We start from the raw sequence: 23243 nt of genomic DNA on the forward strand, positions 1-23243 counted from the left end.
TTTCAAAACAAATTTCTTTGTTGCCATCAACACCATCTTTCATGCCGGTGAAATCGACCCGGCGACGGAAAGCATTGCGACGATGATCGGAAAACTGCTGACCCGCACCAGCCTCTGCCTCGTACTCGCTGCCACCAGCCTGCAGGCGCAAAGCCCGGCCACGCGCCAGGCCGAACCCGGCGACGCTCCCGCCGATCCCGGCCCACTCGCTGCCCGGCTTTCGCCCGCAATCAAGCCTGCAGCGATTGAGGCCGCGATGCGCAAGGTTGCCGACTGGCAGGCGCACCGCATGGCCGACACCCCGAGTCAGGACTGGACCTTCGCCACGCTCTACCTCGGCCTGCTCTCTGCCTCGCGTACCCTGCACGATCCCGCCTATCGCGACCTGGTGCTCGGCGTCGCCGATCACTACGCATGGACGCTCGGCCCCCGCAAGCAGCATGCCGACGATCAGGCCATCGGACAGTCCTATCTCGCGCTCTATCGCGAGCATCCCGATCCAACGCGCATCGCACCCATGCGCGCCCAGTTCGATGAAGTCATGCAGATTCCCGACGACCCGGCCAAGCCCGGCTGGTGGTGGTGCGATGCGCTCTTCATGGCGCCGCCCGCCTGGGCCGAACTCTCCGAGGTCACGCACGATTCCAGATATCTCGATTACATGCACCACCAGTGGCAGCGAACCTCAGACCTGCTCTGGGACCCGCAGGAGCATCTTTTCTCCCGCGACGCGACCTATCTCGACAAGCACGAGAAGAACGGCCGCAAGCTCTTCTGGTCGCGCGGCAACGGATGGGTGATGGGAGGTCTCGCGCAGATGCTCGAACACCTTCCGGCCAACGATCCTCACCGCGCCTTCTACGTCGAAAAGTTCCGTGAGATGGCCGATACCGTGGCTAAAATTCAGAGCCCCGACGGCCTCTGGCGCCCCGGCCTGCTGGACGCGGCCGACTACCCTGAGCCGGAAATCTCAGGCTCGGCCTTCTTCGTCTACGCCATCACCTGGGGTGTGAACCACGGCATCCTCGACCGCGCGCGCTTTGAGCCCGTCGCCAAGCGCGGCTGGGCCGGGCTGCTGCAGCACATCTATGCAGACGGCCGTCTCGGCGACATTCAGCCCATCGGAGCCGCACCCGGCGCATACACACCCGGCGCCAGCTACGTCTACGGCATAGGAGCCTTCCTGCTCGCCGGCTCCGAGCTCGACCACATGGCGCGTACACGCTGAAATCGCGGCTGCTCAGGCAAGCAGCCGCGCCACTTCCTCCAGCCACTGTGTGGCATTGAGCCCATCCCAGCCCTCGATGATGACACCCGGCTTGAAGATGCGTTCCAGGGCTTCGTTCACGGCCTGCGCCTCTGGACCGTAGGTTCCGAGAAATCGCTCGATATCCGCGCGCGTGGCCGCACGCTCCTCCGCAGAAGTATCTTCCCGATAGGTGGCCAGAATCTCCGCGAGCGTATCCCCGAAGAGATCGAAGTCCTGGTGAAAGTAGCCGCCGAGAAGCGCATCCAGATGAGGGTAGTGTTCGGCTTCCGCGGGAGCCTGAAGGCCTGGTTTTTCCGTAAAGGTCATAACAATATCTCTATCTCTATGGCTGCGAAGACATCCATCCGCTATGGCTCCGGGAAGGCTGTCAGCACAAACCAGACGCGGCCTGCCACCTGGGTTCGTTTCAGGATAATGCGTGCCTTCGTCATGGTTTCCAGCTTTCCTGTCGCCCGAATCACGCCTTCGCCCACCGGTGACGAGCCCGAGTAGACAAGCCGCAAGTTCCCTTTACCGCCCGCCATCGCCCACTGCTCAATCGTCTGCTTGTTGGTGCGAATCGTGTCAGAGATCACATCCTCGGCAACTCGGACAGAGGACCATGTGGTCGCGGCTGGAATCTTCGGCTGCTTGACCAAGCGGTCGCGCAGGTCTGTTTCCGTTCGGTTGATGTGCTCGCGAATGGTATGGCCCCCGGCAAGCTCTTCCTCGGCAAGGGAGATGCGGCCTGCGCGCACCGCCAGGATGCGCTCGGCACCGAGGACCAGCGAGACAGCCAGCGGCACCGCGACATCGAGCCCTACACCGGCCCAGTGTGCAGCCTGGTCGGATGCACCCAGGCTATGAGCAAGCTTCTCACCCGCCATCTGGGTGAAGTCTTCTGTCTCCTCGCCAGTCCAGAGCTGGCGCACTGCGGCCTGCCCGCTGTCGGCGCCATGGGCAATCAAAACCCCGCCACCGACCTTGGTCAGCATCGTCGGTTCCGGAACGAGAAACATCGCGCCCCCGCCGACAATCTGCAATGCGCTGAAAACAAGCTGCGCGCCGCCCCACAAACGGTTCACAAGCCGCTGGTGATTTTCCAGCTGCCCTGCCTGCAATACCGCTGCCAGTTGGGCCGGCGAGAGAACGATCGTCAGACCGTCATCGACTTCCGCCATGTCCCGGACCCTTTAATTGCCAAGCTGAAATTCGTAGTAGTTCTTCTGGTCGAGTGCGGGCTGCAGGCTGATCGAAAGCACGTGATTCGATCCGCCGCCGCTGGAAATGTTCCAGGAGCTGATCCAACCTTTGAACGCAATGCTGCAAAGCGCATCGGCCTTGCTGTCATCCTGCCAGAACTCAATCTTGATGTCTTTGATCTTGTCGCGGGTAGGCAGATTCGCAAGATCGAAGAGCTGCTTCACGGTCGTGAATGGGATATTCACGGTGTCATGCATGTCCGCCGAAAAATGGAGTCCGCATATCATCGAGCCCATAGATGGCATGCCGGAAACACCCGTGTGGCTGGAAATGCCTACATTGGTGCTGAATGCATTCAGCTTCGTGCCATCGATGGTGATGGTGGTATTGGATGGATTTGCCAAATGAAAGCCCCTTTCGCCTGCGGACGCACCGATCTGCCTGATCCGGGGCACGCCCTTGATCTCAGCGATTTAGGATGCAGACTGGGTGGGCTGAATCGTGAAATTTGGGAGAATCCCACTGCTCCCACAGGCAGACATCGCAGGCGAAACACAGCCCAAATTCCCACTCCGCGCGAGGCGCAGGTCGGAAGGAGAGAGGATGCACGCCACCTCATCTCCCATGCGATCTCCCGTACGCGTTTTAGGTCGTATCCCCCTTATAGCCACGAGAAAAGGTTGTCATTTCGACCGGAGCAGGACAGCGTTATCGTCCTGCGCAGCGGAGAAACCTGCAGTTCTGCCTGGACCGGAGAAGACTGCAGGTTCCTCCGCTGCGTTCGCCTTACGGCTCACTCCGGTCGGAATGACAATTCGATATATATGTCGCTCATTTTCTGTCTGGCTATAGGAGGATACGCCCTAGTAGTACAGATACTTCCGCCATTTCTGGTCCGAGTGGCCGATCATGCGCATGATGTGCCGGCTGGTGTGCAGCGAGAATGGGCGCGGCTCGCGCATCAGCTTCATATCCCTTAACTCGTGAAGTAACTGGTTCCCTTTCCGGCGATTGCAGCTGTGGCAGCAGGCCACCAGGTTCTCCCACGTCGATGTCCCTCCACGCGAGCGCGGCAGCACGTGGTCCAGCGTAAGCTCCGACGAGTGCAGCACGATGCCGCAGTACTGGCAGGTATTGCGGTCGCGCAGCAGGATGTTTTTCCGCGAGAGGGCCCGCGTCTGGTGAGGAATGCGGCGGTATTCAAGCAGCCGGATCACCGACGGCATCGGCATCCGCGCCCGCGCCGCATGCAGCGTCGCGCCCTGCTCTTCTTCGGTACGCGCCACGCCCTTCAGCACCAGCACCAGCGCGCGGCGCGCCCCGCAGATATTGATCGGCTCGTAAGAAGCATTCAGCACTAGCACCGGTGTCTGCATGGCGGAGTTGAAGCGCGCGCGGGATACCGTGCTCCCCACATCATGACCGCGGCCCTCGGCGTGTGAAAGCGTGTGGCACTTGGCGAGTGATTTTTGCTTGCGAGCGTGAATCATAGCCTTTCCCAGCGACATCCTTTCCCTCCGTCCTTCGCTTGAGCCTGCCCGGCGCGTTCAGCCTCCGAAGCAGAGCCCCTTTCTATCCGCACGCGTTGAGTGGACCGTTCCCCGCCACACCACCGCGTCTTCCCGCATCTCTTCGGCCGTCGGCTCACGAAAACCTCCCGGTGCATCGCTCTCTGCCGACGCTTCCTCGTACCGGATCGCGCCATCTCGCCGCTGCGCCCGCGCCGCCGTTGCCACCCACACCGTCGCCGCGCCGGCGCGCTTCAGCGCCCAGGCACAAGCCCGTGCCGTCGCCCCGGTCGTATAAATGTCGTCGATCAGCAGGACATCCTGCCCCTCGACCCGCTGCGGCTGGGCAACAAAAAAAGCGCCGCGCAATACGCGCCGGCGCTCGGATGGGCTCAGACCCGCGAGGCTCTGAGTCGCACGGACCCGTCGCAGGGCTCTCGCAGCGAGCCTCCCTTCCCACTCCGGACGACGCCGGGCCATCCCGCGCACCACGCCTCGCGCCAGTAACTCCGCCTGGTTAAAACCACGTTGCCGCATGCGCCCGGCATCGAGCGGCACGGGAACCACCGTCATGCGCGCAGGAAGCCCGGTTTCTCCAGCCAGCCGCGCCGCCACGGCATCGCCCATCCGTACCGCGACCGGCTCCATCCCCTCATACTTCAGCAGATGCAGCAGCGGACGCATCGCCCCGTCATACGGCCCATGCGCGATTGCGCGCGTAAACGCAGGCGGCGATACCCGGCACGGGCGGCAAAGCTCGTCCGCAGCACCCTCACGGGGCTCGCCGGAGAAAGAAAAGCCAAGGCTCTCGCCGCAACGCGAGCAGGCCGGATCATGATGTTCAGGAAGATTGGACCAGCAGGCAGAACAGACCGGAACCCGGGAGGATTCCGCAAGAGGCTGACCGCAGACCTGGCAGTCGGCGGGAAAAACTACGGAGGTAACACAGTGAAGGATGGTACGGCCCGGCTGAAAACGGTCTGAGCGGGAACTTCGCAGCACACGAACCACTGCTCGCCAGGCATTCGTCTGGCTTTCGGGAAGTTCGATCGTCAGCCGGTCACGTTGACTGCTGAAGGCGCACCTCGCTCGGCGGCGTGCTGGAAGCCGCCGTTGCGTGTGAGTATACGCCCAATCGGTTGCATGGAGAGAAAAAAGCGAAAGGCTATGCCGTATCCCTGCTGCGACGTAGGATAGCAGTCTGTCACAAAACGGCCAGTTATCAGCGTGAAAAGACTCACCGTTTCACGCTGGCCGCTTCACCGCTGGCCGTCTTGCGCCTGACTGCTATCCCCGCCTCCCACGTAGCGTCGCAAACACCCCCAGCACCACCAGCGCGCTGCCCGCAATCTGGACCGCGGCCAGCCGCTCCCCTGCCAACGTCGCGCCCAAGGCCAGCGCCACCACCGGATTCACATACGCATAGGAGGCCACGCGTCCCATCGGCTCATGCCCCAGCAGCCACACATAGGCGGTAAACGCCACAATGGACGCCGCCCCGATCAGGTACGCCATTGCGACCACCACGCGCATGCCGACGGCATGCGGCAGATGCCCCCACTCGCCCGTTGCCGCGGAAAGCGCAAACAGCATCGCTCCTCCCATCGCCATCTGCCAACCCGCGCTCACCACGCGCGACGCAGGCAGTTGCAGCTTGCGTGACAGCAACGTCCCTAAAGACCAGCACAGGCAGCCCGCCACGGCTACCAGCATTCCGACGAGAGAGCCCAGCGCCCTGCCCCGTGTGGATTCCCACGTCAGCGTGACGACACCGGCGAAGCCGAGCACAATCCCCGCCAGCGGCCACGCCGCCAGCCGCTGCGTCCGCAGCAGCCATACCTCGCCGGCAAAGATCCACACCGGGATCGTCGCCGCGATCACCGATGCGATGCCCGAAGCAATCCGCTGCTCCGCCCAGAAAAGGCAGGCATAATCGCCCACGAACAGCACCAGCCCCAGCAGCGCCACGCTCCGCCACTCGCGCCCGCTCAACGCGAACGGCCCCGCAGCCCTGTCTTTTCTCGAGGTCACCAGCGCGAAGCCGAGCAGCAGCACACCCGCGGTGAAAAATCGAAAGGCAGCCGCGAAGAACGGCGGCACCACCGCCACCACCTCGCGAATCCCAAGGAACGAACCGCCCCACAAAAAGTAGATTGCCGCATAGGCCAGCAGCCTGCGCACCCGCATGCGCCGAGCATACCGGAAGTGGTCAGTCGTCAGCTGTCAGTCCCCGGGTGCCCCATATCTCGCTTCTGAGACATGGGAAGGCAAGAACCCAGGGTGGCCCACTCGAGCCTCTTTTGCTCGGGTGGGGAACAGGATTCACCACGAAAGCCAGCGCCGGGGTTCGTCAGCGCCCACCCAAGCGAAGCTTGAATGGGGCACCCGCTTCCGTCTCCACCGCGTAGAACCCAATCGCGACCAACGGGAGCACCACGCGAAGCTCAAGGCCCGTGACGGCCAGTCACCACGACCAGCGGGAGTGCCGAGCGAAGCGATTCGCCCCACGCACAGCGCGACCAAAGGGAGCGGGTGCCGAAGGCAATTCGCCCTGCGCGCAGCAGGCCCGGCGCAGAGCAGCTACAGGATCTTCATCAGCAGGCAGGTCACATCGTCATGCTGCGGAGCTCCGCCGACAAAGCGGTCCAGATCCACCATGATCGTCTGCAATAGCGTCGAAGCCGGCAGCATCGCACCCGCGTGGAGCATCACCTCCAGCCGCGTCTCTCCATACTCCTGCTGCCGCAGATCTTCGGCCTCGGTGAGCCCATCGGTAAAGACCACCAGCAGGTCGCCTCCCTCGAGCATCACCTCGCCCGACGCATACGGCACGCCGTCCATGATGCCGAGCGGCATCCCGCCCGCGTTCAACCGTTCGATCGCTCCCGCCCGTCGCCGCAGGATCGGGTTGTTGTGCCCCGCATTCACATACGTCAGCCGCCGCGTTGCCGGGTCATACTCGGCGATAAACGCCGTCGTGAACCGCCGCCCGTTCTGGCTGTTGCTGCACGCATAGCGATTCATCCGCTCCACCAGCGTCGTCAACGGACCATATGTAGCGCTCAGCGTCTTCAAGCTCGCCTGGAAGGTGGCCATCAGCATCGCCGCGGGCACGCTCTTACCTGCCACGTCGGCCACGGCGATCAGATACGTCGCCTCGCCGGCTCCCTCGCGCAGCCGCGCGAAGACATCGTAATAATCCCCCGCCACCGTATTCGCAGGCCGCGTGGTAAAGGCGATCTCCGCGCCCGGCACCGCCGGAGGCTGCGCCGGCAGCAGCCATTCCTGAATCTCCTTGGCAATCTGCAGGTCGCGCTTCATCACCACGCGGTCGCCCACCTCCAGCACCAGCAGCGCGAACATCAGCAGGCCGCCGTAAAAGTGGAAGTCGAGCACGAAGGCCTTCATCTCGCCATGCGATGTCTCATACTGCCACTCGCCGCCGGGCAGAAAAATGAGCACCAGCGCCACCAGCAGCAGCACGCGCCGCGCCGGCGTCAGCTTCTCGACAATCGCCCAGAAATACTGCCGCAGCACCGAGGCCACATGCTTGCTCTGCGAAACGCCCTCACCCCGTGTCGCATTCACATCCTTCGAGTACAGCCGGTAGCTCGAGGTCGCATCGCGCCGGAACTGCTTCCACATCTCGCTGAGCGCCATGCCCTCGGTCACACGCTTCCAGAAGCGGTCGGCGCGCGACTGCTGCGGAGGCGGTGGCGCCATCGGCCTTTGTGGCGGATACCCCATGCAACACAGGGTATAGGGAATAGGGTGTGGGGTATAGCTCTTCTCGCGCCTGCACGCCGGGTGCCCCACCCATGACAGGCAGTTGGTCATGGGTGGGTCTCACTCGAATCTCAAAATCAAGTGCGCCTAAAGAAGACGGGTGCCCCACATCTCGTTCTGTTCGAGATGTGGGTTCGCAGGATGCCAGCATTGGGAACTCGTGCTTTCCCACATCTCAAAATCGAGATGTGGGGCACCCGTTTTTGCCTCCGCCGCAGAGAACCCGGATCGCGACCAGCGGGAGCGCCACGCGAAGCAATTCGCCCCACGCGCAGTGGCGACCAGCGGGAGCGGAGGCCGAAGGCTGAAAGCCGCGCGAAGCGGATTGCCTGGACGGCCAGTCCCGCGAGCAGCGAAGGAGTTGATACACTCACCCTTCGCACTGAACTATCTGGAGAATCTTCGCGTGTCTGCTCAACCCGATTTCCAACCCTTCGTTCCCGCCACCGAGACGCGACGAGAGTTCACCGTCCGCGCCGTCCTCCTCGGCGCCATCTTCGGCATTCTCTTCGGAGCCGTCACCGTCTATGTCGGCCTCCGCGCCGGGCTCACCGTCGCCGCGTCCATCCCCATCTCGGTGCTTTCCATCTCGGTACTGCGCGCGCTCGGCAAGGCTTCCATCCTTGAGAACAACATCGTCCAGACCACCGGCAACGCGGGCCAGTCCATCGCCGCCGGCGTCATCTTCACGCTGCCCGCGCTCATCTTCCTCGGCTTCGATCTCGAGTACACGCGCATCTTCATCCTCGCGCTGCTCGGAGGATGGCTGGGCGTGCTCTTCATGATCCCGCTGCGCCGCCAGCTCATCGTCGAAGAGCACGGCAACCTTACTTATCCCGAAGGCACGGCCTGCGCCGATGTGCTCATCGCCGGCGAGAAGGGCGGGTCGTTCGCAAGCCGCGTTTTCTTCGGCCTCGGACTCGGCGCTCTCTACACCCTCTTCCAGAATGAGAACCTGCTCGGCGCGTGGCCCGGCACTCCGAACTATGAACCGAAGTGGCTGCCCGGCTCGGCCATCCGCGCCGATGCCACGCCGGAGTATCTCGGCGTGGGCTACATCATCGGCCCGCGCGTCGCAGGCGTGCTCATTGCGGGAGGCGTCTTCTCCTGGCTGGTCGTCATGCCGATGATCCACTTCTTCGGCGTGCACGTACCTGGTGCGGTCTACCCCGGCACCGTGCCCATCGCGCAGATGTCCCCGTCCGATCTGTGGAGCACCTACGTGCGCCCCATGGGCGCGGGAGCCGTCGCCGCAAGCGGCCTCATCACCCTGCTCAAGACCACGCCAACCATCTTTGGTGCGTTGCGGGGCACGCTCACCGCGGGCGCAAAGACCATCAGCAAGAATGTGACGGCGAAGCGCACCGAGCACGACCTGCCCATGGGCGTGGTCATCGGCGGAAGTCTGCTGCTCGTCCTGCTGATGTTCCTCTTCCTCACGCTCAAGCCCGTACCCGGCGCGCAGGTGGGCTGGCTCGCGAACCTCGCCGCTTCGCTGCTGGTCGTCCTCTTCGGATTTCTCTTCGTCACCGTCTCCTCGCGCATCGTCGGCCTCATCGGCAGCTCGGCGAACCCCATCTCCGGCATGACCATCGCCACGCTGATGGCCACGGCCGCCATCTTCCTCGTCAAAGGCTGGACCGCTCCCGCCTTCGGTGCGCTCGCCATCACCATCGGCGGCACGGTCTGCATCGCCGCGGCCAATGCGGGCGATACCTCGCAGGATCTCAAGACCGGCTTCCTCGTCGGCGCAACGCCGTGGAAGCAGCAGCTCGCGGTGATGATCGGCGTCGGCGTCTCCGTCTTCTCCATCGGTCTCACCCTCAACGCCATGAACAAGGGCCTCGAAACCTTCAAGCCGATGAAGGCGCCCATCGCACTCAGCCTCTCCGCGCTGCCCTCCGGCGTGCAGATCCAGCAACAGCACTTCGCGCGCCCGCGCATCGAACTCACCGAACCCGGCAAGCCAAATCACTTCGTCGACAGCTCGCAGTACGTGCTGCTCAACGCGCTCGGCTCGCCGACACTTGCCGACGGCAAGTACCTCTACAACCCCTCCAGCGGCAACATCGAAGTGCAGTGGTCGCAGGGTATCGGCAGCGAGAAAGCCGCAGCACCGCAGGGGAGATTGATGGCCACCGTCATCAACGGCATCCTCTCGCGCAAGCTGCCCTGGGGACTCGTCCTGCTCGGCGTCTTCCTGGTCATCGCCGTCGAACTGCTCGGCATCCGGTCGTTATCCTTCGCCGTGGGAGCCTATCTCTCCATCGGCACCACGCTCGCCATCTTCGTCGGCGGCATCATGCGCTGGATGGTCGATCGCGCCGTAGCCAAAGCCGGCGGGGATGCCTCCGAGACCGAGAGCGAAGTCTCGCCCGGCTCGCTCTACGCCAGCGGACTCATCGCCGCCGGCGGCATCATGGGCCTCTGCGGCGTTTGCCTCAAGCTCTACGAGGCCGCGCGCGGCACCGAAGTCCATCTCTGGTTCGCACCCGGCTCCGGCCCGTACAACATTCTCAGCCATCAGCCTGTTTCCGTTGCGATGTTCGCGCTGCTCGCCTTCTCGCTCTACTACTTCGCCCGCAAGCCGCTGAAGTAGGCCGTATCGCCCGGGCGCGGGACGCGTTTGTCTCGCGCAACGGAGGGATCTGCGGTTTGCCCGCACCGGCAGGCAATCGGGTGCCCCACGTCTCGCGTCCGAGACGTGGGAAACTCTGTCGGATGCAGAGACACCCCATCCCCTGAACCCTGCCCTTATTTGCAACCATTACAGCTACAAATCTGCGCAGGTGACCAAAGGACATGCAACCTCTGGTGCCGCTTTTCGCGCATTGTCCCATTGCGAAGCAGAAATTTTCCATGCTAATGTGGCCGGCACATTCACGCGCCGGTCCCGCGACCCGCTCTGTGTCCTGCTCCCATCCTTGCCCCGCGGCTCTGGCTACTTGCTGTCACAATTCCGAACCCAAGGACCCCCCGCCATGAGCGTATTCCGCTTCAGAATCGCGCTGCCCGCCGCGCTTCGCTGCTCCTGCCCGCGTATTGCTCTGTTCCTCGCCGCCGCCCTGCTGCCCGCAGCCGGCGCCCACGCGCAGTACCTCTCCACGCACCATGTCCGCGACGCCGTCCGCACCGGCTCTGCCCAGTACGTCGGCCACCTGCCCTCCTCGCAGACCCTCTCGCTCGACATCGTGCTGCCGCTCAGCGATGAATCCGCTCTCGAAAGCTTTCTCGAAGATCTCTACACCCCCTCCTCCTCGAGCTACCACCACTACCTCACTCCGGCCCAGTTCACCGAGCGCTTCGGCCCCTCACAGGCCGACTACGACGCCGTCGTAACGTTCGCGAAATCGAACGGTCTTACCGTCACAGGCGGCTCCATCGGGAGCATGGATGTGCAGGTGAAGGGCACCGTCTCGGCCATCGAATCCGCCTTCCACATCACCCTCAACACCTACCAGCACCCGACCGAGAGTCGCACCTTCTACGCGCCTGACCGCGAGCCCACCACCAGCCTCAACTTCTCGCTCTGGCACATCTCCGGCCTCGATAATTACTCCCTCCCCCATCCGCTCTACGTCAGCCGCACCCAGACGGCCGCCGCGCGCGGCGTCGACGCGAAGACGCTCGTTACCCACGCCACGACCGGCTCCGGCCCATCGTCCTCCTTCCTCGGCTCTGACATGCGCGCCGCCTACTACGGCGGCACCGCGCTCACCGGCTCCGGCCAGAACCTCGGCCTCTTCGAATACGAAGGCACCGACCTCGCCGACCTCACCACCTACTACAAGAACGTCGGCCAGACCAACTCCGTGCCCATCACCCTGCTCTCCACCGACGGCACCTCCACCTCCTGCGTCTACAGCCGCGCCGGCGGCGACTGCGACGACACCGAACAGACCCTTGACATGACCCAGGCCCTCGGCATGGCGCCGGGCCTCGCCTCGCTGGTCATGTACATCGGCTCCACCGACACCGCCATCCTCGGCGCCATGACCACCCACAGCCCGCTGCCCACCACCATCGGCTGCTCCTGGGGATGGACACCCGCCGACCCCACCACGCTGAATCCGTATTTCGAGAAGATGGCCGCACAGGGGCAGAGCTTCTTCGCCGCCTCCGGTGACGATTCCACCTGGTCCAGCCGCAACGAGGCCTGGCCCGCCGACGCCGCCTACGTGATCTCCGTCGGCGGCACCGATCTCACCACCAGCAAAGCCGCCGGTCCATGGGCCTCCGAGACAGCATGGTCTGACTCCGGTGGCGGCATCTCGCCTGACAAGATCGCCATCCCCTCGTGGCAAAAACTCACCGGCGTCATCACCTCAACGAATAAAGGCTCGACCACCTATCGCAACGGTCCTGACGTCTCCGCCAACGCCAACTTCACCTTCTACACCTGCGCCGACCAGACCACCTGCCTGGCCAACGAGTACGGAGGCACCAGCTTCGCCGCACCGATGTGGGCCGGCTTCATCGCCCTCTCCAACCAGCAGGCAACCGCCAACGGACAGTCCTACGCTGGCTTCCTCGATCCCACTATCTACCCCGACAACCTCACGTCCACTTACTCCACCAACTTCCACGACATCACCAGCGGCAAATCCGGCAGCTACTCCGCCGTGACCGGCTATGACCTGGTCACCGGCTGGGGCAGCCCGAAGGCCGCGCTCATCACCACCCTTGCCCCGTAAGCATTTCTCCTGAGCTGCAAACCACTTCCCCCAGCCGCCGCCAAAAACAGAACGGCCTGATCCGCGCAACTCCTGGCAGATCAGGCTGTTTTGCTCTCACCTCGGCATTTGTAACGGTATCGATTGCATATAGGCTTCTTCCCGGATATGCGCTCGGCCCAACAGATCGCCACGCAACATGACAAATCGTTCATCTATGCAAATACTCGGCCCGGCGCAAAAAATCAGGTGCGGCAGGCCGCATTTGAGACGCATCGCAGCCTTCTCCATTACACTCAAATGGCGTTATTGCCAGTTGGAGGAGGGATTTATGTCTCGTTGGAAGTGGCTCACTTTCTCAGCTCTCAGTGCTGCGCTGGTATGCAGTGCGCCTAAAGTATCGACAGCCCAGGTTGTCGTGAACATTGGCCCCGCGCCAGTCTGCCCCTACGGATATTTCGACTACGCCCCATACAATTGCGCCCCTTATGGCTACTATGGGCCTGACTGGTTCTCCGGCGGCATCTTTATCGGAGCCGGCCCCTGGTTCCATGGCCCGCATGGCTTCTACGGCCACGTCGATAACCGCTGGGATCCCCATCACGGCTACGCCGGTCCGCTTCCCGGACGCGGCGAAGCAGCCTTCGGCGGCTTCCGCGGAAACGAAGCGCGCGATGGACGCGGCAACATCGGCAATGCCGGTCATGACCCCGGCGGCGAACGTCACCCCGGCTTCTCCGGTGGCGGCCGCGGCGGCCCCGGCGGACGTCGCTAAAGCAGAATCAGGACAGGTATACCCGGCTGGCACATGCTCTCCGTGGCCTTTTCCTCAAGAAAAGGCCACCTGCATCCACACGGCATGGGTACGGTTGTCCTGTTTCTGCGTTAAAGCATAACGGGCAGGCTTCCGGCACACATGCGGAAGCCTGCCTCATTTCCAGATCATTTCAGCTCTGCGCTTTATGCAGGCGCCAGCCAGTTTTACCTGGCTAGACGTGCTCCTCTGCCGTCAGCGCTATCTGCTCCGGCCGCGGAGGCTTGGTCGCCAGGCTCACCGCGAAGAGACAGAAGACCGCCGCAATCAGCGCCGGGAAGATCGCATCCCGCTCAGCGATCGCCGCCGGCAGGTAGCTATGCACGAAGGCGGTATTCCAGAACACCGTCACGAACGTGCCTGCCGCAATTGCGCTCACCGCGCCCGCCGCATTGGCCCGCTTCCAGTAGAACGCTGCGAGGATCACCGGCGTCAGCGCAGCCGAGTACACCGTGTACGCGTAGAGCGCCTTCGCCAGCACCGACTCGGTGCCCATCGCCTGCCACAGCGCCCACGCCCCCAGCAGCACCACCATCAGCCGCGACACGATCAGGATCGTCTTGTTCGAAGCCCCCGGCGCAATGTAGCGCGCAAAGACGTCCTCGATCAGGTTCGTCGCCGGCGAGAACAGATAGTTGTTCGCCGTCGAGATCACCTTCGCAAAGATCGCGCCCATCAGCACGGCACCCAGGATTCCCGGCATGCCATGCAACGCGCTGTAGGCAAGAATTTCGCGCGGATGATTCGCCACCTCGCCACCCTTGAACAGTGCCGAGCCGACCACGGCCAGCGCCACGATCACGGTCTCGAGAATCACCGTGCCCACAATCCAGCCCACCACGGCCACGCGCGCGTCCTTCTCGCTCTTCGCCGAAAAGAACTTCTGATACATCGACTGGTTGCCCAGCATCAGCAGGCAGGTCGGCAGAAACAGCTCCAGCGCCTTGAGCAGCGTATAGTCGCCCAGCACCTGGAAGTGCGTCGCCGGCAGCGTATGCCGCACCGCATCCCATCCGCCCGCCGCGTGTACCAGCACCGGAAAGGCCACCAGCATCGACACCGTCGCGAGCAGGCCGATCACCACGTCCATGTACGCCACCGACGACATGCCCGCGATCGCCGTCAGCAGCGTCACAAACACCGCCAGCAGAATCTTGCCCGCCGTGGCCGAGATCACCGTGGGAAAGATCAGGTGCAGAATGTCGCCGCCGCCGATGAACTGGTAGCTGGTAATCGCTGTGTAAGCGAACAGCACCGCGATCACGCCCAGCACGCGCGCCAGCTGGCTGTAGCGCGCCTCCAGCAGATCGGGAATGGTGAACTGCGCGAACCGCCGCGCACGCGGCGCAATGAAGTAGATCAACAGCAGCCCGGCCCATCCGCCGCCGCCCTGCCACAGCGCCACAAAGCCGTGCCGGTATGCGTTCTCCGCACCCGCCAAAAGCGAACCCGAACCGATCCACGATGAGAGCAGCGTAAACACCAGCACGAACGCCGGCAGCGACCGGCCCGCGACCAGGAAGTCCGCCTTCGTCTTGACCGTGCGCGCGCGCAGCAGCGAAACAACCAGCAGCGTGACAATAATCACGCCCAGAACAGCAGCATACAAAGGCGACATCGGACTCCAACGTTGAATGGGAGATGAAAGAAGAGTCTACATCCCCATCCACACAAAGCAAGAGTTCAATCTTCCCGGGATCAGTGCTCAGGCTCGTAGCTAGTCATTCTTCGGTTTAGGGTCGGTTAAATCTCGGATATCATCGTCGATTGAATAGTTCTTCTTAGCTGCCTCGACGATGATCTCAGGAAGATGTTTTTGCAGGTACTCGTTCGCGAATGCCCACTTATCAAATGGCTGGTTAGGTTTCATAGCTCTCCATCCCCTTCTTAAAGCGCCAAGAGAGTACCACAGCAGAATAAATCGCCAGTCTCGGGTGCCCCACGTTTCGATTCTGAGACGTGGGAGGCTATGCTCTACCTACGATCCAGGAGCGCACACACATCCCGCGCTAAAATCCCCGCCACGCGCAACCGCTTGCTGCGTGAAGTATCTCCGGCCACCAGTGTCACCGTCGAGCGCGGCACTCCCAGCACGTCTGCCATAAACGCCAACAGCGCGTCATTCGCTTTCCCATCTACCGGAGGCGCGGCCAGCGCGATCTTCACCCGCGCACCATCGGGGTCTTCATAGATGCCGGTGATCTTGCTGCGGCTCGCGCGCGGAGTCACACGCACGGCAATCGTCACGCCGCCCGGCTCATCGCGCACTGCGTCTGCAAAGGTCACGCCTGCGGCTCACGCTACCGGATACTCACGCTTGCCAAACAGCGCCGTCCCGATCCGCACCAGTGTCGATCCCTCTTCGATACCAATCTCGAAGTCGCCCGACATGCCCATCGAAAGCTCCTCGAAGCTCAACTTCGGATATGTCTGCGCCCATCCCTCTTTCAGGCTGCGTAGTTGCCGAAAGCAAGCACGCGCCGTCTCCGGATTGTCATCGAGCGGCGGCACTGTCATCACGCCGCGCACCTCGATGCCCTCTAAATCCGCAGCCCGCTCGAAGAGCATGCGCAGTTCATCCGAATCCGGCGAGGCACCCGTCTTCGCCGCCTCGCCGCTCAGCTTGATCTCAACGAGAATCGGCAGCCGCACACCCAGAGCCAGCGCAGCCTCGCTCAGCCGCTCGGCCACCTTTACAGAGTCGACCGTATCCACACCGGAAAACAGCTTCGCAGCCTTGGCGGTTTTATTCGACTGCAAATGCCCGATCAGGTGAACCTCAATCCCCTCACGCTCCGCGCCCGCGCGCACCGCGGTCGTCAGCGATTCCTTCTTGCGCTCGAACTCCTGCACGCGATTCTCGCCGAAGAGCCGCACGCCCGCGGCCACAGCCTCTTCCAGCGCCTCGGCCGGATGCGTCTTCGACACCGCCATCAGCCGCACCTCGTCCCGCGAGCGCCCCGCCCGCCGGCACGCCGCCGCAATCCTCTCTTCGATGATCGCCAGCCTCTCCGCAAACGTACTCACTCCAACACCTCTCCGCCTTCCATTCTATGGCGCAGACTCCGGGTGCCCCACATCTCGTTCTTCTCGAGATGTGGGTTCGCAGGATGCCAAAAGACGTCCGAAGGGTTCGTGCCCACTCACGACAAAAAAAGTGGGAAGCACTCCTGCCTCCCACCCAACACAATCAAGCTAAAAGCTAGAAGCTAAGAGCTGAACTACTCTCCCGCGATCCAGCTCTTCAGCTTCGGCTCCTGCGCCGAGCGCAGTTCGATGCAGTCGTTCATCTGGTCCTTCGCGCGATAAAGCGCCCGCTCGGCCGCATGCACCTTGTGCGTAGAGTAGAAGCTCACCACATCGTCGCGCTTCTCTGCCGAGCAGAAACTGCCCGAGCCCGCCACCAGGTAACCGCCCATCATCGTGGTCATCTGCGCGCTCACCTTGTCCCAGTTCTGCTGGATCAGCTGCCACGCCAGGTCACGCGTCTCTCCACCGCGCATCAGGCCCAGGATCAGGAACGGCGAGTCCTGGTTGCGCACCTTGCCGGAGATCGCATACTCAAAGGTGCGGCGCACCAGAGCCGGATCGTTGAAGCTCGCCAGCAGGTGCAGAGCCTCTTCCTGCAACTCCGGCTTCGTCGACGACTCGGCAAGGTTCTGCAGCTGATCGTAGAAAGCCGCGTCGCCATTGGCCGCCGCAATGGCCAGCGCCGTCTGCGCCAGCGTTGCATCTTCCGAGCCAGGATCGGCAAGATACTTCGCCGCGATGGTCTTCGCCTCGGCAATGACCTGAGGATCTTTGCCCAGGCCGCCCACCGCGCCGAAGAGCGTCGCGCGCAGCTCCTTCTTATCCGCCGGATCGGAAGACGAAGCCTCGCCCAGTTGCTCCAGCGCCGGCTTGTAGATCTTTACCACCCACGCCCGCAGCGCAGCCTTCTCTTCCGGTGTCGCTGCAACCTGCGCATAGATGGTGCCGACGGCGCCGACCGCGGTCGAAACCACTGCCGCGCTGCTGTCGTCCTTCACCGCCTCAGCCAGCTTCAGGAACGAGCCTACCGAAGCCTTTTCGGCGCGCACCTGCGCCCACTGGTCACCCACCAGCGCAATGCGCTCCTCCGGGGTCAGATCGTTCACATGTGCAACAATCTGCCGATACTCCGCCTCCGGATAGCTGGAGCGGTAGTAGCCCTTGCCCTCCGCATCGGCAAAGAAGAACGAAGTCTGCGGCGTCTTCAGCGTCGCCTGCTCACCGGTCAGTACTTCACAATCGCCGCCTTCTTGTGAGGTCTTGAAGCACACCGGCACGGCCCACGACTGCGGTCCATTTTCCTTCGCGCTCGGGCTCAGGAAGAAGCGCTGCTGGCTCACAGCCACGCTGCCCTCCTTCGGCTCGGAGAAGGTCAGGATTGGCTCGCCCGGCTGCGACACGAAGCTGTCCATGATTTTGTCGATCGGCTTGTGGCTCACCTCGGTCTGCGCGTTCCAGAAGTCCTCTGCCGTCGCATTGCCGTACATGTGCGCCGCCAGGTAGTTATGCACGCCCTTGCGGAAGGTCTCCGCGCCTTCGTAGTTCTCCACCATCAGCAGCATCGCGCCGGCCTTGCCATACGTAATGCCGTCGAACATCTCGTTGATCTCATCCGGCGTGTTCGCCTCCGCGCGGATGGTGCGCGTCGTGCGCTGCGCATCGAGGTTCAGCGTGCCGTTCAGCCCCGCCGCCACATCCTCGGTCAGCTTCCACTCCGGATGCCACGCCTCAATGGGCTTGTTCTCCATCCAGGTGGCAAACCCTTCGTTCAGCCACAGGTTGTTCCACCACTGCATGGTCACCATGTCGCCGAACCACTGGTGCGCCATCTCGTGCGCCACCACGATGCCGACATTCGCCTTCGCGCCGATCGAAGCCGTGTTCTCGTCGATCAGCAGATCCGTCTCGCGATAGGTGATCGCGCCGAAGTTCTCCATCGCACCGGCTTCAAAGTCCGGCAGTGCAATCATGTCCAGCTTGGGCATCGGATACTTGATGCCGAAATACGTGTCGTAATAATGCAGCACGTATTCCGCGGACTTCACCGCAAACTTCGTATATTGCACCTTGTCCGGCGTCGCGCAGGCGCGGATCGGCACGCCGTCGCTCTCGCCCGATGTGCACTGGAAATCCCCGACAAGAAACGCCACCAGGTACGTCGACATCTTCGGTGTCGTCGCAAAGTGCAGCGTGTGCTCGCCCACAATCGGGCCCGGCGTATCGGCAATTACATTCGTGTTCGAGATCGCCGTGTCGCCCTTGTCCACCGTGATGCTCACGTCAAAGGTGGCCTTGTATCCCGGCTCGTCGAACGACGGGAAGGCGCGCCGCGCATCGGTCGGCTCAAACTGCGTCACCGCGTAATTGCGCTTCGCCGTCTTCGAAAGATAGAAGCCGCGCAACTGCCCGTTCAGAATGCCCGAGTACTCCACAGCCAGCGTGATGCGTCCCGCAGGCAGCGTCTTCGCAAAGTGGAAGGTCGCCTGCTCCTTCGCATCGTCCAGCGTCACATCGGCCTTCAGCTCCTTGCCGTCCACCTTCGCCGTCACGCTCTGGAACTTGATCTCCGCCGCATTCAGCGTGATCGCATCCGTAGGCTGCTTCACCAGCACATCGATCTTCTCGCTGCCCAGGAAGGTCGCCGCCTTCAGGTCCGGCGTAAGAGAAAGCGCGTAGTGCTCCGGGATCACGTTGTCGGGAATACGCTGTGCGAAGGCGGAAAACGTAACCGTCGCGGTGGCAAAAAGCAAAGCTCCGCGCAGAAGGCGGGAGGTACAAGCAGACATGGACTGCCTCAAGGATGAAATCGGCATCCGGCCGGCGTGGGGAAAGCGGAAGACACCATCTCCACGATATCGCAAAGACAGGGCTCAGGGCTCAGGGCTCAGGGCTCAGGGCTCAGGGCTCAGGGGAGAGCATAAGACAAACATCCATCTCTCCACCCAGGCAACACCGGCTTGAGTGAGCCGCCCTCTTTGAATGTCAACGGAGAATCTGGGTGCCCCACATCTCGTTCTGTTCGAGATGTGGGTTCGCAGAATGCTAGATCGCGACCAGCGGGAGCGCCACGCAAAGCAAAAGGCCGGGACGGCCAGTCCTTAGCCTTCGCGATAATCCAGCAGCACCAGCCCCACCAGAGCCAGGCACACCGGCCACACCCAGTTCAGCACCGCCGCCGCGCGGCCTTCGCGCGCGCTCAACCGTATCGCCACCCAGCGGCTCCATCCCGCGAGCACGCCGAAGACGGCGATCGCCGTGTGGCTCATCTCCACCAGCGTCTCGTCCTTGACTTCGCCAAGAGCGTGCGAGTGCGTCATCAGAAACGCCCCGCCCACCGCGCACATGGCCGGAAACACCAGCGCCGCCCACTGCTGCCGCACACGACCCGTCTCGACAGCCCACTCGAAAACGGCAAAACCGGTGATGAGCACGCTGAAGATGCGATGCTCCAGCACCTCGGCCTCGGCAAAGCTGCCCCAGAACGGCCTCGGCCCCAGCGGCCACGCATCGGGATCGCCGCGCAGCAGAATAAACACCGCGAGACCGATGAACAGCAGCGGCCAGCCTGCCAGCAATGGGCGCAGCACCGGGCCGCCGCGCTGCCCGGCTGCGCGGCGAGCCAGCGCCAGCAAACCCGCAGCCAGCACGATGATCCCCGCCCAGTGGTGGTTGTACTCCGACCACGCGCGGTCCATCGCGTCGTTCTCCGACCCGCCGGTAAACGACGTCTCCTCGAGATCGTCTTTGAGGTCCTGCCGTTTACTTAATTTGTTAAAGGATGGCGTGGTCATCAGCGGCGTCTTCCACGCGAAGCGTTGCATCAGCTCATGCCCCGTCAGCCGGTCCGCATGAATATCCACCGCCGGAGGCTGCGCCGTCAGCGATGCCCCCAGCAGGATCGCCGTGAAGCCAAGCCCGATCTCCGCCTCGCTGAAGCGCCGCAGCCGCGTCAGCACCGGCTGCGCCTCGCCCCGCGTTGCCCGCAACAACCACCAGTTCGAAGCGCCAAGAAGCAGCGCCACGAGCACGAGAACGATCTTCGCCACCAGCAGCGCACCGTATGCCGTGCCATACAGGCCATCCCAGCTCCGCACGTAGTACCACGCCATGCCCACGCCCGCGGCCGTCAGCGTCACCACCGCCACCATCGCCATCGCCGAGAAGCGCCGCGCCATCGCATGCAGCGTCTTGCCGTCGTCCACGCGGCGCATCGCGATCAGCAGCCACGGCATCGCCCCGATCCACGCCGCCGAACCGGCGTGATGCGCGGCGGTCAGCACCACCAGCAGCCCGCGATGCGTCAGCTGCGAAGGCGCATGGCTCAGCATCACTGAGCCCGCCAGCAGCGCCAGCGCGAAGACCGCACCCAGCCACGCCGCAGCACGCGAGGCGCGCACCGCCATCATCCTTAACAGCACAAACCATGCGAGAGCGGCAACGACGATCGCCACATCCGCGCGAAAGAAATCCGCCGACGCCACCTCGGCGAAGCGCATCCCTGAACTCGTCATCAGCTCAACGGCACTCTCGGCCGCAGCCATGGCCTGCACCACGAGAAGCGCAAGAGCCGCCCAGCTCGCGCCACGCCCCACCGCGCGTCGCGCAGCCGCCGGCGATTCACCGGAAAACACAGAAGGCGCCGCCACCAGGAGAAGGACCAGCCATCCCCCCAGCGTCAGCGCCTCAAAGGCGAGCCCAAAGGCCCGCAGCAGTACCGAAAGCAGGTCGAAAACCTGCGTGAACCAGACCACGTTCGTCTATGCCCTGTCGAATTACTTCCCTAAATTACTTAACAGTGAAAGGAATTTCGCCGCGCGTGATGTGCCCGTCCGCCGCGACCGCCTGCCAGCGGATCGTATACTCACCCACGCCCAGCTTGGCATGCGCCAGCAGCTCTTCCGGCGCGGGCTGCTTCTCCAGCGTCAGCGCCTGCGAGGCGCCGCCTACCTTCACCAGCGTCAGCGTGGAGCGCGCCCCGTCCACGCGGGAGTTGTACTTGAGCGCGATCTCCACATCCGGTCCATGCGCCGTGCCATGGATCGCCGGAGTCGACGACACCAGCACCGCGTGCGCGAAGGCACGCGGCACCGCCAGCATGCAGCCCAGCACCAGTGCCAGGCTCAGCAGCGTCTTCTTCATCATGTTTCCTTTCCCTTACCGTGAAGCTGCGCGAACCGACGCGCCGCTCAGCTCCGCTGCCCGTGCTTCCGCAAAGGCTGCCGCGCCGAGTAGCGCGCAGCGGCTGTCTAGGATGATCCGCACCGGCGTATGCACCAGCAGGTCGCTCAGGCGCCCCTTGTCGGTGAACGCCTTCATGAACACGCCGTCCTGCATCTTCTTCAGGATCTTCGGAGCGATGCCGCCGCCGAGGTACATCCCGCCCACCGACAGCACCTTGAGCGCCAGGTTGCCGGCCTCGGCGCCGTACGAGGCCGCAAAGACATCCAGCGTCTTCGCGCACAGCTCGTTCTGGCCCGATTCGCCCAGCTCGCCGATCACCGCATTCGGATCTTCCTGCTCCATCCGCTCCTTGAGCCACGCCGGCTCGTCCAGCTTCTTCTCGTCGCGCAGGAAGCTGTAGATGTTCTTGAGCCCCAGCCCCGAAACCACGCGCTCGAAGCTCACCCGGCCGCCCAGCGTCTTCTGGAGATAGCGCAGCAGGTCGATCTCCAGATCGTTGCGCGGCGCAAAGTCGGCATGGCCGCCCTCGGAGGCCATCGGCGTATGCGTCTTGCCGTTCCACACCAGGATCGCCTCACCCAGCCCCGTACCGGCCGAGACCAGCCCCCGGTTGCCCACCACGCCCGAATCGCCCGCGCTCAGCTCGAAGATCTGATCGGCGGCCAGCTCGGGGATACCGTAGCCATTCGCCTCCAGATCGTTGATGAGGAACAGGTGGTCGATCTTCAGGTCCATCGACAGCTCGCGCGTGTCCAGCACCCACGGCAGGTTGGTCAGCTTCAGCCGGCCGCCGCGCACCGGTCCCGGCACGCCGAAGCAGGCCGCCGTCACCTCCGGCGATCCGCTCTGTTCCAAGAACAGCCGCACAATCTCTTCCAGCCCCGCGTGCTGCTGCGCGGGAAACTTCTCGTCGCGCACATGCGTGAGCCGGCCCTGCTGAAACTCGTACAGCGCCAGGTGGACCTTGGTGCCGCCTACATCTCCGGCCAGGATCATCGCGTGACCTCCAGCCGGCCCACGCCGTCCGCGCCCACCGCCGGCAGCTTGGCTGCGGCGTCTTTATCCAGAAGCATCAGCAGCTTGCCGCTCTTCGGCTGGATCAGCTGCGAAGGATACGTCTCCACGTCGTACTCGCCCAGCAGCACCATGTGCAGCGGCTCGGTCTTGTCCTTGCCGCCGATCAGGAAGAACACATCCCGCGCCGCATTGATCACCGGCCAGGTCAGCGTGATCCGCCAGGTGTCCTTCTGCGGAACGTGGTTCGCGGTCACAATCTTGGCCAGCTCGTGGATCGCCTCGGTGTGCGGAAACAACGAAGCCGTATGCGCATCGTCGCCCATGCCCAGCGCGAGCACGTCGAAGACCGGCGTCTCCGCGCCCTCCAGCTTGAACTGGTTGCGGATCGTCGACTCGTAGCGCGCCGCCGCCTCTTCCGGGTTCAGCTCGCCTTCCATGCGATGCACCTGCTCCGGCTTGAGCGGCACATGCTCGAGCAGGGTCTCCTTCGTCATGCGGTAGTTGCTGTCCTTGTCCGTCGGCGGAACCGTGCGCTCATCCACGAAGAAGAGCTCGATCTTGTCCCACGGCATTTCCTTCTCGTAGCGCTCGCTGGCGTTGGCCAGCAGCTCGAAGGTGCGCTTCGGCGTGCTGCCGCCGGAGATGGCCACCCGTGCCCGGCCCCGCGCGGCCACTGCCGCCTGGATCGATTCCAGAAAATGCTCCGCGGCGGCCCTGCTCAGCTCGGCCGCGCCCTCATAGACCCGGTACTCTACCTGCGTCGTCTTTGCCATGTGCGTCTT

The 23243-nt window shown here is 63.4% G+C and carries 20 protein-coding genes and 1 pseudogene; 4 read left to right on the forward strand and 17 right to left on the reverse strand.

The window, feature by feature from the left end; all coding sequences use genetic code 11:
* The first annotated feature begins 82 nt into the window (after nucleotides 1-82).
* Complete coding sequence (locus ESZ00_RS16765) at nucleotides 83-1228, forward strand: glycoside hydrolase family 88/105 protein (protein ID WP_129209475.1); 1146 nt, start codon at nucleotides 83-85, stop codon at nucleotides 1226-1228.
* Nucleotides 1229-1240: 12 nt separating this feature from the next.
* Here the strand turns inward: ESZ00_RS16765 and ESZ00_RS16770 are convergent, their stop codons facing one another.
* The 8 genes and pseudogenes from ESZ00_RS16770 to ESZ00_RS16800 all read right to left on the reverse strand — a co-directional run bounded on the left by ESZ00_RS16770 (nucleotide 1241) and on the right by ESZ00_RS16800 (nucleotide 7683).
* Nucleotides 1241-1576 (reverse strand): contact-dependent growth inhibition system immunity protein, encoded by a 336-nt coding sequence (locus ESZ00_RS16770; RefSeq protein WP_129209476.1) that lies wholly within the window; start codon nucleotides 1574-1576, stop codon nucleotides 1241-1243.
* A gap of 41 nt (nucleotides 1577-1617) precedes the next feature.
* Nucleotides 1618-2430 carry an RNase A-like domain-containing protein gene (locus ESZ00_RS16775; RefSeq protein ID WP_129209477.1) on the reverse strand — a complete coding sequence of 271 codons (813 nt, stop codon included), beginning with the start codon at nucleotides 2428-2430 and terminating at the stop codon, nucleotides 1618-1620.
* 12 nt (nucleotides 2431-2442) lie between these two features.
* A complete protein-coding gene (locus ESZ00_RS16780) occupies nucleotides 2443-2856 on the reverse strand; it encodes a hypothetical protein (protein WP_129209478.1) in 414 nt (137 codons plus the stop codon).
* A 459-nt stretch (nucleotides 2857-3315) separates the two neighbouring features.
* Nucleotides 3316-3942, reverse strand: coding sequence for an HNH endonuclease (locus tag ESZ00_RS16785; RefSeq protein ID WP_229741139.1), 627 nt, complete (start codon nucleotides 3940-3942; stop codon nucleotides 3316-3318).
* Between the two features lie 57 nt (nucleotides 3943-3999).
* Nucleotides 4000-4644, reverse strand: coding sequence for a ComF family protein (locus ESZ00_RS16790; RefSeq protein WP_129209479.1), 645 nt, complete (start codon nucleotides 4642-4644; stop codon nucleotides 4000-4002).
* A gap of 66 nt (nucleotides 4645-4710) precedes the next feature.
* A pseudogene (locus tag ESZ00_RS20525) lies at nucleotides 4711-4971 on the reverse strand (double zinc ribbon domain-containing protein); the annotation flags it as partial.
* A 276-nt stretch (nucleotides 4972-5247) separates the two neighbouring features.
* Entirely contained in the window at nucleotides 5248-6147 is a 900-nt protein-coding gene (locus ESZ00_RS16795) for an EamA family transporter (RefSeq protein ID WP_129209480.1), read from the reverse strand.
* Between the two features lie 393 nt (nucleotides 6148-6540).
* Nucleotides 6541-7683 (reverse strand): PP2C family protein-serine/threonine phosphatase, encoded by a 1143-nt coding sequence (locus ESZ00_RS16800; RefSeq protein ID WP_229741140.1) that lies wholly within the window; start codon nucleotides 7681-7683, stop codon nucleotides 6541-6543.
* 469 nt (nucleotides 7684-8152) lie between these two features.
* Between ESZ00_RS16800 and ESZ00_RS16805 the strand changes: the two genes are divergently transcribed.
* From ESZ00_RS16805 to ESZ00_RS16815, 3 genes are all read left to right on the forward strand, one after another.
* Nucleotides 8153-10345: an OPT family oligopeptide transporter gene (locus tag ESZ00_RS16805; protein ID WP_129209481.1), complete on the forward strand. Its 2193-nt coding sequence runs from the start codon at nucleotides 8153-8155 to the stop codon at nucleotides 10343-10345.
* Between the two features lie 382 nt (nucleotides 10346-10727).
* The gene (locus ESZ00_RS16810; RefSeq protein WP_129209482.1) at nucleotides 10728-12440 is read left to right on the forward strand and encodes a S53 family peptidase; all 1713 of its coding nucleotides are present in this window, start codon (nucleotides 10728-10730) and stop codon (nucleotides 12438-12440) included.
* A 310-nt stretch (nucleotides 12441-12750) separates the two neighbouring features.
* Complete coding sequence (locus tag ESZ00_RS16815) at nucleotides 12751-13194, forward strand: hypothetical protein (RefSeq protein WP_129209483.1); 444 nt, start codon at nucleotides 12751-12753, stop codon at nucleotides 13192-13194.
* Between the two features lie 214 nt (nucleotides 13195-13408).
* On the opposite strand, the gene ESZ00_RS16820 is transcribed toward ESZ00_RS16815, so the two are convergent.
* From ESZ00_RS16820 to pgl, 9 genes are all read right to left on the reverse strand, one after another.
* Nucleotides 13409-14851, reverse strand: coding sequence for a sodium:solute symporter family protein (locus ESZ00_RS16820; protein WP_129209484.1), 1443 nt, complete (start codon nucleotides 14849-14851; stop codon nucleotides 13409-13411).
* A gap of 99 nt (nucleotides 14852-14950) precedes the next feature.
* Nucleotides 14951-15103, reverse strand: coding sequence for a hypothetical protein (locus ESZ00_RS20135; protein ID WP_164981575.1), 153 nt, complete (start codon nucleotides 15101-15103; stop codon nucleotides 14951-14953).
* A gap of 104 nt (nucleotides 15104-15207) precedes the next feature.
* Nucleotides 15208-15519, reverse strand: a complete 312-nt coding sequence (locus ESZ00_RS16825) for a DUF167 domain-containing protein (protein WP_188590854.1) — start codon at nucleotides 15517-15519, stop codon at nucleotides 15208-15210.
* A gap of 9 nt (nucleotides 15520-15528) precedes the next feature.
* Nucleotides 15529-16260: a YggS family pyridoxal phosphate-dependent enzyme gene (locus ESZ00_RS16830; RefSeq protein ID WP_129209485.1), complete on the reverse strand. Its 732-nt coding sequence runs from the start codon at nucleotides 16258-16260 to the stop codon at nucleotides 15529-15531.
* A 194-nt stretch (nucleotides 16261-16454) separates the two neighbouring features.
* Complete coding sequence (locus ESZ00_RS16835) at nucleotides 16455-19049, reverse strand: M1 family metallopeptidase (protein WP_129209486.1); 2595 nt, start codon at nucleotides 19047-19049, stop codon at nucleotides 16455-16457.
* Nucleotides 19050-19361: 312 nt separating this feature from the next.
* The gene (locus tag ESZ00_RS16840) at nucleotides 19362-21014 is read right to left on the reverse strand and encodes a copper resistance D family protein (protein WP_129209487.1); all 1653 of its coding nucleotides are present in this window, start codon (nucleotides 21012-21014) and stop codon (nucleotides 19362-19364) included.
* Nucleotides 21015-21048: 34 nt separating this feature from the next.
* The gene (locus ESZ00_RS16845) at nucleotides 21049-21405 is read right to left on the reverse strand and encodes a copper resistance CopC family protein (protein WP_129209488.1); all 357 of its coding nucleotides are present in this window, start codon (nucleotides 21403-21405) and stop codon (nucleotides 21049-21051) included.
* Nucleotides 21406-21417: 12 nt separating this feature from the next.
* Complete coding sequence (gene glk, locus ESZ00_RS16850; protein WP_129209489.1) at nucleotides 21418-22440, reverse strand: glucokinase; 1023 nt, start codon at nucleotides 22438-22440, stop codon at nucleotides 21418-21420.
* The gene (gene pgl / locus ESZ00_RS16855) at nucleotides 22437-23234 is read right to left on the reverse strand and encodes a 6-phosphogluconolactonase (protein WP_129209490.1); all 798 of its coding nucleotides are present in this window, start codon (nucleotides 23232-23234) and stop codon (nucleotides 22437-22439) included. Before pgl ends, glk begins: the two co-directional genes overlap by 4 nt.
* Nucleotides 23235-23243: the final 9 nt, after the last annotated feature.

Source organism: Silvibacterium dinghuense (genome assembly GCF_004123295.1).
Classification (GTDB): Bacteria; Acidobacteriota; Terriglobia; order Terriglobales; family Acidobacteriaceae; genus Silvibacterium; species Silvibacterium dinghuense.

Coding starts and splice junctions, on each gene's coding strand:
- ESZ00_RS16765 (WP_129209475.1), top strand. CDS start 83: ATGATCGGAAAACTGCTGACCCGCACCAGCCTCTGCCTCGTACTCGCT.
- ESZ00_RS16770 (WP_129209476.1), bottom strand. CDS start 1,576: ATGACCTTTACGGAAAAACCAGGCCTTCAGGCTCCCGCGGAAGCCGAA.
- ESZ00_RS16775 (WP_129209477.1), bottom strand. CDS start 2,430: ATGGCGGAAGTCGATGACGGTCTGACGATCGTTCTCTCGCCGGCCCAA.
- ESZ00_RS16785 (WP_229741139.1), bottom strand. CDS start 3,942: ATGATTCACGCTCGCAAGCAAAAATCACTCGCCAAGTGCCACACGCTT.
- ESZ00_RS16790 (WP_129209479.1), bottom strand. CDS start 4,644: ATGCGTCCGCTGCTGCATCTGCTGAAGTATGAGGGGATGGAGCCGGTC.
- ESZ00_RS16795 (WP_129209480.1), bottom strand. CDS start 6,147: ATGCGGGTGCGCAGGCTGCTGGCCTATGCGGCAATCTACTTTTTGTGG.
- ESZ00_RS16800 (WP_229741140.1), bottom strand. CDS start 7,683: ATGGCGCCACCGCCTCCGCAGCAGTCGCGCGCCGACCGCTTCTGGAAG.
- ESZ00_RS16810 (WP_129209482.1), top strand. CDS start 10,728: ATGAGCGTATTCCGCTTCAGAATCGCGCTGCCCGCCGCGCTTCGCTGC.
- ESZ00_RS16815 (WP_129209483.1), top strand. CDS start 12,751: ATGTCTCGTTGGAAGTGGCTCACTTTCTCAGCTCTCAGTGCTGCGCTG.
- ESZ00_RS16820 (WP_129209484.1), bottom strand. CDS start 14,851: ATGTCGCCTTTGTATGCTGCTGTTCTGGGCGTGATTATTGTCACGCTG.
- ESZ00_RS20135 (WP_164981575.1), bottom strand. CDS start 15,103: ATGAAACCTAACCAGCCATTTGATAAGTGGGCATTCGCGAACGAGTAC.
- ESZ00_RS16835 (WP_129209486.1), bottom strand. CDS start 19,049: ATGTCTGCTTGTACCTCCCGCCTTCTGCGCGGAGCTTTGCTTTTTGCC.
- ESZ00_RS16845 (WP_129209488.1), bottom strand. CDS start 21,405: ATGATGAAGAAGACGCTGCTGAGCCTGGCACTGGTGCTGGGCTGCATG.
- glk (WP_129209489.1), bottom strand. CDS start 22,440: ATGATCCTGGCCGGAGATGTAGGCGGCACCAAGGTCCACCTGGCGCTG.
- pgl (WP_129209490.1), bottom strand. CDS start 23,234: ATGGCAAAGACGACGCAGGTAGAGTACCGGGTCTATGAGGGCGCGGCC.